Below are 11,295 nucleotides of genomic sequence, written 5' to 3' on the forward strand. Positions count from 1 at the left end.
CCCTTGGTCAGGTTTGAGGTCTGCTGTGGTCACAGAACGCCCCAGTCGGTGCCAAGACAGTCCATGCCTGCACCGCGGGGCTAGCTACTCGATCGGCTCATTTGGGGTAGCCTACCTAAACTCTCAGTGATAGAAGTGCCGGGTTCCTGTGAGGTACATGGTCAGCCCCGCCTCTTCCGCTGCGGCGATGACCTCTGCGTCGCGCTGTGAACCGCCAGGCTGGACCACCGCGCTGACCCCTGCGGCGACGAGACTCTGCAGCCCGTCGGCGAAGGGGAAGAAGGCGTCAGAAGCCGCGACAGATCCCCGCGCGCGTTCCACGCCGTCTCCGCCAAGGGTGTTGGCGCGTTGGACTGCGAGCCGGCAGGAGTCCAGTCGATTGACCTGACCCATGCCGATACCCACAGTCGCCTGGTTCTTAGCCAGCAGGATGGCATTGGACTTCACCGAACGCACCGCCCGCCAGGCGAAGGCCAGATCCTGAAGCTGGGCACCTTCTGCTGCTGGTCCGGCAGCCAGCTTCCACCCTGAAGGCTCATCACCGGATGCTTGGAAACGGTCGGACGCTTGCAGCAGCATGCCACCGGAGATCTGCTTGTACTCGACAGGATCCCGGCTGTGCTGTGAGCTGAGTTGGATCAGCCGAACGTTCTTCTTCCGTTTCAGAATCTCCAGTGCCTCCGGCTCAAAAGCTGGGGCGACGACGACCTCCGTGAAGATTTCAGCAATTGCTGATGCCATCTCCGCGCTGACTTCCCGGTTGGCGGCGATGACGCCGCCGAATGCGGAGAGCGGGTCGCAGGCGTGGGCCGCCCGGTGCGCCTCGGCGATGGTGGCCGCGGTGGCCGCACCACAGGGGTTCGCGTGCTTGATGATGGCCACAGCCGGGTCGTCGAAGTCATATGCGGTACGCACCGCGGCGTCAGCATCGACGTAGTTGTTGTAGCTCATCTCCTTGCCGTGCAGCACACTGGCCTGGGCCAGGCCAGGCCTACCATTGTGCTCGGCGTAGAGTGCGGCCGGCTGGTGGGAGTTCTCTCCGTAACGCAGGGTCTGAACACGGTCTAGTGCCAATCCGGCGAAGCGCGGGAACTCCACCTTCCGGCCCTCACCCAGCGTGGCCGGTGCGGGAATGTCCGCGGTGTCCACGTCATCAGCGAACTCTGCCGCAGTCCAGCGGGCCACTGCGGTGTCATAGCTCGCAGTGTGGGCAAATGCCAGGGCGGCCAGACGTTTGCGGGCAGCGAGGCTGAACCCTTCGCCTTGAGCGGCTGAGACTGTTTCACGGTAGCGCAGGGGGTCGACCACAATGGCCACTGAGGAGTGGTTCTTGGCTGCTGCGCGCACCATGGAGGGACCACCGATGTCGATCTTCTCGATGATCTCGTCCTCGGCCGCGCCGGATGCCACAGTTTCGGCAAAGGGGTAGAGGTTGACGACGACCAGATCGAATGCGGCGATGCCGTGATCGTCCAAAGTTCTCACGTGCTCCGGATTGTCCCGGTCAGCCAGAATGCCGCCGTGGATGCGCGGGTGCAGAGTTTTGACGCGGCCGTCGAGCATCTCTGGGAACTCTGTCACCTGCTCTACTGCGGTGACGGGAACGCCTGTCTGAGCGATCCGTGCCGCTGTGGACCCGGTGGAGACAATCTCAACCCCGGCCTGGTGCAGACCTGCGGCGAGCTCCGCAAGGCCCGTCTTGTCGAACACGGAGATGAGCGCCCGCCTGATCGGGTGGAAGCCTTCTGAACTGGTCATCGTCTCTCCTTATACATCTCCGAACTGGACCATGGGCCAGTCTAGCTGGATGCCCGGACCGTTCTGCCGACTCAGTCGTCGAACTTATAGCCGAGGCCACGGACCGTGACCAGCAGCCGGGGGTTGGCGGGGTCAGTTTCGACTTTGGACCGCAGCCGCTTCACGTGCACATCGAGAGTCTTGGTGTCGCCAACGTAGTCACTGCCCCAGACGCGGTCGATGATCTGCCCGCGGGTGAGAACTCGGCCTGCGTTGCGGATGAGAATTTCCAGGAGTTCGAACTCTTTCAGCGGAAGGCTCACACTGCGCCCAGCCACCTCCACGCTGTGCCGCTCGATGTCCATCCGGACTGGGCCGGCCACGATGGTGGAGGAGTCGTCGAACTCGGTGTCCACATGCCGCCGGAGCACGGCGCGAACCCGGGCCAGCAGCTCGCGGGAGGAGTAGGGCTTTGTCACGTAGTCATCGGCACCGAGTTCGAGGCCCACGACTTTGTCGATCTCTGAATCTTTCGCGGTGAGCATGATCACCGGTACTGCCGAGCGCAATCGGATCTGCCGGCACACCTCCGTCCCAGGCTGGCCGGGGAGCATTAGGTCCAGCAGCACCAAATCTGCACCCTCTCTGTCGAAAATGTCGACTGCTTCATTACCGTCTTCGGCAACTACCACGTCGTAGCCCTCCTTCTGGAGGGTGTAGGACAGCGCCTCAGAGAACGAGGGCTCGTCCTCGACGATGAGAATCCTGGTCAAGGTGTCTCCTCTTGTATGGAATCCGGCTAGGAGGCCGGACGTTGTTTCTTCTCGATGCGTGGCGCGTGGTCAGAGGTGTTTTCGGTGGGGCTCAGTGCGGCGTCGTCGTGCGTGAAATCCTCATACCCCAGGCCGCTGAGGTCATCGAGGCCCTCTTCAAGTTCGGGCAGCCGCACGGTGAAGGTGGACCCGCGGCCCGGCTGCGACCACAACGCAACCTCGCCACCATGATTGCTCACCACATGCTTGACGATGCTCAATCCCAGTCCGGTGCCTCCGGTGGACCGCGAGCGCGCGGGGTCCACCCGGTAGAACCGTTCGAAGATCCGCTCCTGGTTCTCCGGGGCGATCCCGATCCCCTGGTCGGTGATGGTCACCTGGACGATCCCGTCCCGGGAGGACAGGCCGATCCCCACCCGGGTGTCCTCCGGAGAGTAGCGGACTGCGTTGTCTATGAGGTTGCGGAAAGCCATGGTCAGCTGGTCCGGGTCGCCGTGCACCCGGCGCGGCAGGTCTCCGCCTACGCGCAGGTCGATGGTCTTGACCTCCGCCGGCAACCTGGAGCGGTCCACAGCTTCGGCGATCACCATGCTGAGGTCCACCGGGACACCGGCGTGGACAACGTTCTTGCCCTGCACCCGGGAGAGTTCAATGATGTCCTGGACCAGAACGGCGAGCCGGTTCGCCTCCTTGTGGAGGCGTTTGGAGAAGCGGCGGACGGCTTCATCATCCTCGGCCGCGCCCTCGATGGTCTCCGCCAGCAGGCTGATAGCGCCGACAGGGGTCTTCAGCTCATGGGAGACGTTCGCGACGAAATCGTTGCGGACCGCCTCGGTTCGGCTGACCTCGGTGCGGTCATCGGCCAGCACCAGAATGTACTCATCCCCCAGGGGTGCGACTCTGAGGTTCACCACAATGGAGGTCTCCCCCTGCAGGCCGCGGGGAAGCTCCAGCTGCTCTTCGATGATGACTCCGTCGCCGCGGACGCGGGCGGTCAGCCGGAGCACCTCCCGGTGAACCACCGTATGGCCGCGGACCAGGCCGAATGCGTAGGCGGCCGGATTCGCCCGGACCACACCGTCTACTGTGTCCACCACAATGTAGGCCAATCCCAGTGACGCGAGGACTTCATTGGCGCCTTCGGGCATCGTGGGCTCGTCCACATCGATTCCCTCGGCGCGCTGACGCTCACTCACACGGAAGGCGTGCATACCGACCACGCCTATGGCGATGCCGACGACGCCGGCCAGTACCGCAATGAGCAGGGAATCCACAGTGCCCCAGCTTAGGCGCAAAAATCGCCTGGCGGTTGCCGAACGGTGGACAGATGGTCAACAGTTCATAAGCTGTTCACCTGTTGGTTGCCTGATCAGCGGGACGGTGTTCATCCGCCCCGGGGAGTATCTGACCATGCCCCTGCGCCAAGAAAGGACCACTTAGTATGCGCAAACTCTTTCAGGACGATCTTCACAATCTGGGCGATCAGCTCAGTGACATCGCAGCGTTGGTGACCGAGGCGATGGAGAAGGCCTACCGGTCGTTTGAAACCGCTGATGTTCAGCTGGCGGAGGAGGTCATTGCCGCCGATGCGCGGATCGACTCCAAGCAGAATGACCTCGATGAGAAGGCCATCGAACTGCTGGCCCTGCAGGGACCGGTGGCCTCTGACCTGCGGCTGGTGGTGGGCGCACTGCGGATGTCGACCTCATTGGAGCGGATGGGCGACCTGGCCCGGCATATCGCCCAGCTGACGAGGTTGCGTTATCCAGACCCAGTGGCACCCGCGCCGCTGGTAACGGTGTACCGCGATATGGCGGCGAAAGACGTTGAGATCGCCAGGAAGCTCGTGGAACTCATGGACACCCGTGAGTTGGGACTGGTTTCTGAGATCTTCGCCCTGAATGAGCAGATCAACGAGCTCCACGCCGGGATCTTCACCACGATCGCCAAGCCGGAGTGGGACGCCTCACCTGCCTCAACCGCTGATGCGACTCTGGCGAGCCGGTTCTTTGAGCGCTTCGGCGACCATGGCGTCTCCGTGGCCCGGAAGGTGCAGTACCTGGTCACTGGCGAGTGGGAAGCCAAGCCCGTCGCCTGAGGCTCCGCCTGCCCCACAGCGCGTCTCAGAACTGCAGGAACTGCGCCCAGATTCGGGGGAGTTTCCGCAGTTCTGAGACGCTCAGTTGCTGCGACGACGCTCCAGAAGCGTCCTCGTGCGCTGGACTGCGCCTGCGAAGTCCTCGCGCAGATCCACACGGTTGACCTGAATGACCGTCCAGCCGGCCATCTGAAAGGCTGCGTTGCGGCGCTCGTCCCTGGCCTGCTGCTCGGCGCTGAAGTGATGCTCGCCCTCGTACTGCATCACCAGGCGGCCGTCTCGGTACCCCAGATCGCCTGCCGGAGAGTAGGGGTCACGAGCATCCAACCGAATCTGCAGCTCAGGTTCCGGCAGCCCCGCACGGCACAGCGCCAGTCGCAGCAGGGTCTCCGGCGGCGAGTCTGACCCGACCCGGACCAGTTCCAGAGCCTCCCTGGCCCGGCGGATCCCGAATCTGTGTTTGGCGCCTGCGACGCTGCGCCGCAGGGCTGGGACGCTGCACCAAGGGGCACTTCTGCCCTCCAGCTTCTGTCGAGGCGCCCTGACCAGCTGATCTCCGAGGACCACCAATTCGGTGGCGCTCAGGTACTGGGCCATCTCAACGAAAAGCTCAGCCGGGGCCGTCACCGGAATCCCGTGGAGTTGGTGCGTGGAGCCCGGCCCCACTCTGCTCCGGTGGAGCCTCACCGGGGGGTCCGCGGCGCCGTAGTGGGAGCGGCTGCGTCCTGTGAGGTGGATCGGAGCATCGCGCACCAGCCGTGAAGGCAGGTTCACCCGGTACAGCAGAGCCGCCGTCACGTGGCTGACTCGAATGGCAGGTGATCGCCGACAGAGCACGCTGAGCACCTCCGGTGACACCCGCTCTGCCGGAGGAGATGGGGCATCAGGGGTGAGGTGGCGGTATGTGGCTCGAGCCATCTTCTGCACGTCCCGCGCACGCAGCCTGGCATCCGACACCCCGAGGGCGCGCGCTTGGCTGCGGGTAAAGGTCTGCCCTAACAGCTCCTGCGGAAGAGGTGTCGGAGGTCTCATGCCTCCAGCTTTGCGGAATTCGACAGCTCGTGCGCCGGGTTTCCACAGGCTGTGGAAACCGAAACCTCAGGCTAGGTGGCGCCCATCCTCCACAGCGCGTCTCAGAACTGCAGGAACACACCCCGATTCAGCGCAAGTTCCTGCAGTTTTGAGACGCTGTGTGTGGGAGACCGCGGAGCCTACTTCTTGCCCTGGTTGGCTACAGCCTGGATCGCGTCCTTGGCGGCCTCAGGGTCAAGGTAGGTTCCGCCGGGGTTCAGCGGGGTGAAGTCCTCACCCAGCTTGTAGTGCAGCGGGATGCCGGTGGGGATGTTCAGCCCGGCGATGTCCTCATCGGAGATGCCGTCGAGGTACTTCACCAGTGCGCGCAGCGAGTTGCCGTGGGCGGCCAGCAGGACGGTCTTCCCGGCCTTGAGGTCGCCGATCACCTCGGACTCGTAGTAGGGGATGAAACGCTCGACGACGTCCTTCAGGCACTCAGTCTTGGGGGCGGCGTCGCCCAGGTCCATGTAGCGCGGGTCGCCGGTCTGGCTGTGGGGGTCGTTGTCGTCGATCTCCGGTGGCGGGGTGTCGTAGGAGCGGCGCCACAGCATGAACTGCTCCTCGCCGTACTGGTCGCGGACCTCGGCTTTGTCCTTGCCCTGGAGGGCACCGTAGTGGCGTTCGTTGAGCCGCCAGTCGCGCTTGACGGGGATCCAGAGCCGGTCAGCGGTCTCCAGGGACAGGTGCGCGGTGGTGATGGCGCGCTGCAGCAGGCTGGTGTAGACCACATCGGGCAGCAGATTGTGCTCGGCCAACAGCTCCCCGCCGCGGGCGGCTTCAGCCCGGCCGGCTTCGGTCAGGGGTACGTCCACCCAGCCGGTGAAGAGGTTCTTCTCATTCCAGTCGCTCTGTCCGTGGCGCAGCAGGATCAGGTCATAGCTCATTGCCGGTACTCCGATTCGTCAGGGGTAGTGAATTCGCGACGTCATTGTCCTGCCCGCGAGTCTACTCGGCGCGATGATCTTTAGCGCTGGTTCAGAAGCTGTCGGGTTTTCCGCTGACCGCAGGGTTCACATCGGCCAGGTACACCGAGGCCATGCAGGCGCCCGCCAGTAGGAAGAGCAGTCCGAACGGGCCGATGCCGAGGAATCCGATGAGTGTCAGCACCACAGCGCCACCGGTCATGCCGGTCCAGAAGCCTTTGGTGCGCTTGTTCTGAACGAAGAACATGTCCGCGTTCTTCGGCAGGCACTTCACGAGTGCGACGACGGCTAGGACAATGCACGCGACCGCCAGGACGATGTGCATGATGGCTTCGGTGTAGCAGACGGCGCCCCACAGTGGGCTCGCAAGGCAGTGGTTTCCCATAGGACCTAAGCCTATAGGCTTGAGTACGTGATCGACGAGACGAGCGGGCTGTTTGTTGTCCTGGAGGGCGGCGAAGGCGCAGGCAAGACCACCCAGCTGGGCCTGCTGGAGCAGTGGCTGTCTCAGTCCGGACACCGCGTGGTGCGGACCCGTGAACCGGGCGGAACAGAGGTCGGCGAGCGCATCCGTGCCCTGGTGCTGGATCACGGTCAGGGCGAAGTGGATCCGCGCACCGAAGCGCTTCTGTTCGCAGCCTCACGGGCAGCTCATGTGTCGCAGAAGATTCGCCCGGCGCTTAATGCTGGCGCGGTGGTGCTCTGTGATCGGTACATCGATTCTTCCCTGGCCTATCAGGGGGCGGGCCGCGGCCTCGGTGTGGATGACGTTGCCCAGGTCAATGAGTGGGCCACCGAGGGGCTCGAACCAGACCTGACGGTGGTGCTGGACGTGGATCCGGTGGTCTCGGCTCAACGCCGGGCCGCCCGTGATGGGGGCGCAGCGGGAGACCGCATTGAGTCTGCTGATGTGGCCTTCCACACGGCGCTGCGTGAGGCGTTCTTGGACCGCGCGACTGCGGCGCCGGACCGTTATCTGGTGTTGGACGGCACAGCAGCTGTTGAGTCGATCCATCAGGCTGTCCGCGACCAGATTGAACCAATGCTTGGACGCGGCGGGAGCTCACCATGAGCTCAGCGGCCCCCATCAGCGCAGAGTCTTCTCACAGTACGACGACGCCGCACAGCACCGTGCCCCCTGCTCGCCTCGGCACCAGTGGGGTTTTTGCCGAGTTGGTTGGCCAGCAGGCGGTGGTGGAACAGTTGCAGACGGCTGTGGATTCTGGTGCGCCCACGCATGCCTGGTTGTTCACTGGGCCTCCGGGGTCGGGCCGGTCGAACGCAGCCCGGGCTTTCGCGGCCGCCCTGAATTGCGAATCTCAAGGGTGCGGGGACTGCCATTCCTGCCGCTTGGTGGCCGCGGGTTCTCACCCGGCAGTGTCGCTGGTGTCCACGGAGAACGTCAGCTACCGGATTGACGATGTGCGTCAGCTGATCACCACGGCGCAGGACCGGCCTCAGGGCTACCGGTGGCGGGTCATTGTGGTCGAGGACGCTGACCGTATGACGGAGCGGGCCACGAACGTCCTGCTGAAAGCTATTGAGGAGCCTCCCCCGCGGACGGTCTGGGTGCTGTGTGCACCATCGCCGGCTGATGTGTTGGTGACGATCCGTTCCCGGTGCCGCCATGTGAGCCTGCGCATTCCTCCTACGGAGGCCGTGGCGGAGCTTCTGGTCCGCCGTGATGGGCTGAGTGCTGAGCGCGCGCGGTTCGCCGCGAGGGTGTCACAGAATCACATTGGGGTCGCCCGCAGGTTGGCCACCGATTCTGATGCTCGCACCCGCCGGGAGGAGACGGTGGCCCTTCCTTTGAAGGTCAGGTCGGCCTCGGAGGCGATTGTGGCGGCTGCCCGTCTGGTGACTATGGCCCAGGCTGATGCTGCCGCGGAATCTGATGCCCGGCTCGCTGAGGAACAGGCCTCGCTGCGCCGGTCATTGGGTCTGGAGCCGTCCGAGAAGGTCCCGCCGAAGCTGCGTGCCCAGTTCAAACGCCTAGAGGATGAGGCCAGCCGCCGTGCCAAGCGGGCGGTCACTGACTCGTTGGACCGCACGCTCATTGACCTCACAGCCGTCTACCGGGATGTGCTGAGTGTGAAGCTCGCCACCGGCGCGGAGCTGATCAATGAGCATCTGCGCGATCAGCTGGCTGAATTGGCTGAGGCTCTCTCCGCTGAGCAGGCGTTGGCCTGTCTCGATGCACTCAACACTTCCAGGGTTCGGATTACGCAGAATGTTCCCCCGGCCCTGGCGATGGAAGCGCTCATGATGCAACTGATTCCCAGGAGACCACGTGGTTAAAAGTCCTCTGTCCGCAATAACTGCTGTGGGCGGCGTCGTCGCTCTGTTGCTGGTGGGGTGCTCCCCGGCGGACCCTGAACCTGAAGAGACCGGGTCTCCTGATGCGGCGGATACCACCTCCGAAGCCCCTGAAGAGACTGATGACGACGACGCCACCGAACCAGAGGACGAACCCGAGGACGAGGAGGGCGGTGACCGTGAGATCGCCCCTGACCCAGGGCATGAGGCTCCGGCGCACTTCCCGAGCGACCCCTTGGCCGGGCTGGAGGAGTTCTACGACCAGCAGGTGGAGTGGAGCGACTGCGAGGGTGAGCTGCACTGCGGATCGGTGGAGGTCCCCCGGGACTATGACGAACCAGAGGGCGAGACGATCACTATTGAGTTCGTCTCAGACACGCTGGAGGACCTGCCCTTTGTGGTGATGAACCCCGGCGGTCCCGGCTCCTCCGGTTATGAGATCGTGGCCGATCAGGCGAATGCGGTCTTCAGCAGCCGGTTGCGCGAAGAGTTCAACATCATTGGGTTCGATCCTCGCGGGGTGGCGCGTTCTGAACCGCTGGAGTGCATGGATGACAGTGAGTACGACCAGTGGAATCAGCAGACCGGTGAGGCGGGCTTCGACACTGACCTGCATCTGAGCTCGGCGGAGCTGGCGGATATCGTCGCCCAATGCGAAGAGCGCAGCGGGGACATAATTGAACACATTGACACCATTTCCTCCGCCCGGGATATGGACATTATTCGCGCGGCGATCGGTGAGGGTCAGCTGCACTATTTTGGTATGTCCTATGGCACCAAACTGGGCCTAGCGTACGCGGAGATGTTCCCTGAGGAGGTGGGGCGCTGGGTTCTCGATGGCGTGATGGACGTGTCGGTGAGCCTGGCAGGAATCGCTGGGGACCAGGCGGCTGGGTTTGAACGGCAATTGTGGGCCTTCGCTGAATGGTGCGCGGACCAGGAGGAGTGCCCGATTAGCGGCGATGCGCAGGACGTCTTCGATGGCATCGGTGAGCTGACCGATGAGATCCGTCAGGCGCCGGTGGCAGCCTCTGATGGGCGCCAGATCACCGCGAACACTATCTTCGGTGGATTGTCGACCACTATGTACCTAGACGGTGGACGGGACGTGTTGTTGGAGGCTCTCCAGTTGTGGGTCAATGAGGCTAACCCTGAGTACTTCCAGCAGATCTCGGACCTCGCGGACGGCAGAAACCCTGACGGCTCCTATGACTGGATTTCCAGCTGGTCCTTCCGCACCATCATGTGCAGCGACTACCCTGCCGAGGGTGAAGGGCTGGAGGCCCCGGGCCTCCTTGATGGGGAGGACACGACTTTCACTGAGCAGTTCCTCTCCCCCAATACGGACTTCTGCGATGTGCTTCCGGGTGAGCGCGCCGGCGAGCCGTGGGAACCCAGCGATGAGCTGCCCCAGATGTTGCTCATTGGTGGCACAGAGGATCCGGCTACCCCTGTTGAGTGGGCGGAGAACGTGCACGGCATGCTGCCGAACTCCTCACTGTTGATCTACGACGGTGAGGGCCATATCTCATATGGGCTGGGCAACACCTGTGTGAACGACTTGGTAGATGACTACCTGGTTGATGGTGAACTCTTCGACGGCACCGAGGAGTGCTGACCCCGCTCATGATGGAGAGTCCAATGAAGTCGACGCCGCCGACCGCGGAGTTGCATGTCCATATTGAAGGGACCCTGGAGCCGGAGACGATCTGGGAGCTGGTCTCACGTTCCGGTATCGAGCTGCCCTATGAGGATATTGATGATCTGAAGCGTCGCTACCAGTTTGATGATCTTCAGTCGTTCCTGGATTTGTACTACCAGAACATGCAGGTGCTGGTGGCTGCTGAGGACTTCGCAGAGATGACGCACGCCTACCTGAGGCGGGCCTCGGAGGCCGGGGTTCGGCACGTTGAGCTGTTCTTTGACCCTCAGGCACATATGGCCCGCGGAGTGGAACTGAGCACTGTCGTTGAGGGAATCGCATCCGCCCTTGCTGACAGCGCAGAGCAGTACGGCATGAGCTCGTCGTTGATTGCGTGCTTCATAAGAGACCGCGACCCGGCCGAGGCGTTGCAGGTGCTTCAGCAGCTGCTGGACATGGAAGCACCGATCATCGGAATCGGCCTGGACTCTGCGGAGCGCGATTACCCTCCTCATTTGTTCGAGGAGGTCTTCGCGCTGGCCGGGGAGCATGGTTTACGGCGTGTGGCGCATGCTGGTGAGGAGGGCCCGGCAGATTATGTGCGCCAGGCTTTAGATGTCCTTGGCGTGGAGCGGATTGATCACGGGGTGCAAAGCCTTTCGGACCCAGAGCTTGTGGCGCGGCTGGTGCGGGAGCAGGTTCCCTTGACCGTGTGCCCGCTGTCTAATGTGG

Annotated in this window: 11 protein-coding genes; 5 read left to right on the forward strand and 6 right to left on the reverse strand. The window is 63.4% G+C overall.

Going from position 1 to position 11,295, the window contains the following annotated elements; translation table 11 throughout:
• Nucleotides 1-123: 123 nt before the first annotated feature.
• The 3 genes from purH to FEF26_RS03030 all read right to left on the reverse strand — a co-directional run bounded on the left by purH (nucleotide 124) and on the right by FEF26_RS03030 (nucleotide 3,775).
• Nucleotides 124-1,758 carry a bifunctional phosphoribosylaminoimidazolecarboxamide formyltransferase/IMP cyclohydrolase gene (gene purH, locus FEF26_RS03020; protein ID WP_138252052.1) on the reverse strand — a complete coding sequence of 545 codons (1,635 nt, stop codon included), beginning with the start codon at nucleotides 1,756-1,758 and terminating at the stop codon, nucleotides 124-126.
• Nucleotides 1,759-1,829: 71 nt separating this feature from the next.
• Nucleotides 1,830-2,510, reverse strand: a complete 681-nt coding sequence (locus FEF26_RS03025; protein WP_138252053.1) for a response regulator transcription factor — start codon at nucleotides 2,508-2,510, stop codon at nucleotides 1,830-1,832.
• Nucleotides 2,511-2,536: 26 nt separating this feature from the next.
• Nucleotides 2,537-3,775, reverse strand: coding sequence for a sensor histidine kinase (locus tag FEF26_RS03030; protein WP_166432895.1), 1,239 nt, complete (start codon nucleotides 3,773-3,775; stop codon nucleotides 2,537-2,539).
• A gap of 176 nt (nucleotides 3,776-3,951) precedes the next feature.
• On the opposite strand from FEF26_RS03030, the gene phoU reads away from it, so the two are divergent.
• Nucleotides 3,952-4,608, forward strand: coding sequence for a phosphate signaling complex protein PhoU (gene phoU, locus FEF26_RS03035; protein WP_138252055.1), 657 nt, complete (start codon nucleotides 3,952-3,954; stop codon nucleotides 4,606-4,608).
• 81 nt (nucleotides 4,609-4,689) lie between these two features.
• Here phoU and FEF26_RS03040 read toward each other — a convergent pair whose 3' ends face one another.
• The 3 genes from FEF26_RS03040 to FEF26_RS03050 all read right to left on the reverse strand — a co-directional run bounded on the left by FEF26_RS03040 (nucleotide 4,690) and on the right by FEF26_RS03050 (nucleotide 6,990).
• Nucleotides 4,690-5,640, reverse strand: a complete 951-nt coding sequence (locus FEF26_RS03040) for a PDDEXK family nuclease (protein ID WP_138252056.1) — start codon at nucleotides 5,638-5,640, stop codon at nucleotides 4,690-4,692.
• A gap of 179 nt (nucleotides 5,641-5,819) precedes the next feature.
• Complete coding sequence (locus tag FEF26_RS03045) at nucleotides 5,820-6,566, reverse strand: phosphoglyceromutase (RefSeq protein WP_138252057.1); 747 nt, start codon at nucleotides 6,564-6,566, stop codon at nucleotides 5,820-5,822.
• A 91-nt stretch (nucleotides 6,567-6,657) separates the two neighbouring features.
• Nucleotides 6,658-6,990 (reverse strand): DUF2516 family protein, encoded by a 333-nt coding sequence (locus FEF26_RS03050; protein ID WP_243730374.1) that lies wholly within the window; start codon nucleotides 6,988-6,990, stop codon nucleotides 6,658-6,660.
• A gap of 27 nt (nucleotides 6,991-7,017) precedes the next feature.
• Here FEF26_RS03050 and tmk point away from each other — a divergent pair, with 27 nt between their 5' ends.
• The 4 genes from tmk to add all read left to right on the forward strand — a co-directional run.
• Nucleotides 7,018-7,677, forward strand: coding sequence for a dTMP kinase (gene tmk / locus FEF26_RS03055; protein WP_138252058.1), 660 nt, complete (start codon nucleotides 7,018-7,020; stop codon nucleotides 7,675-7,677).
• Nucleotides 7,674-8,903, forward strand: a complete 1,230-nt coding sequence (locus FEF26_RS03060) for a DNA polymerase III subunit delta' (protein WP_138252059.1) — start codon at nucleotides 7,674-7,676, stop codon at nucleotides 8,901-8,903. Before tmk ends, FEF26_RS03060 begins: the two co-directional genes overlap by 4 nt.
• Nucleotides 8,896-10,539: an alpha/beta hydrolase gene (locus FEF26_RS03065; RefSeq protein WP_138252060.1), complete on the forward strand. Its 1,644-nt coding sequence runs from the start codon at nucleotides 8,896-8,898 to the stop codon at nucleotides 10,537-10,539. The genes FEF26_RS03060 and FEF26_RS03065 overlap by 8 nt, the downstream gene beginning before the upstream one ends.
• A 23-nt stretch (nucleotides 10,540-10,562) precedes the next feature.
• Nucleotides 10,563-11,295, forward strand: a 733-nt coding sequence (gene add / locus FEF26_RS03070) for an adenosine deaminase (protein WP_138252061.1), incomplete at its 3' end; no start/stop codon positions are given.

The sequence above is a fragment of the Nesterenkonia salmonea genome (assembly GCF_005771525.1).
GTDB lineage: Bacteria > Actinomycetota > Actinomycetes > Actinomycetales > Micrococcaceae > Nesterenkonia > Nesterenkonia salmonea.

Coding starts and splice junctions, on each gene's coding strand:
- purH (WP_138252052.1), bottom strand. CDS start 1,758: ATGACCAGTTCAGAAGGCTTCCACCCGATCAGGCGGGCGCTCATCTCC.
- phoU (WP_138252055.1), top strand. CDS start 3,952: ATGCGCAAACTCTTTCAGGACGATCTTCACAATCTGGGCGATCAGCTC.
- FEF26_RS03040 (WP_138252056.1), bottom strand. CDS start 5,640: ATGAGACCTCCGACACCTCTTCCGCAGGAGCTGTTAGGGCAGACCTTT.
- FEF26_RS03045 (WP_138252057.1), bottom strand. CDS start 6,566: ATGAGCTATGACCTGATCCTGCTGCGCCACGGACAGAGCGACTGGAAT.
- FEF26_RS03050 (WP_243730374.1), bottom strand. CDS start 6,990: ATGGGAAACCACTGCCTTGCGAGCCCACTGTGGGGCGCCGTCTGCTAC.
- FEF26_RS03060 (WP_138252059.1), top strand. CDS start 7,674: ATGAGCTCAGCGGCCCCCATCAGCGCAGAGTCTTCTCACAGTACGACG.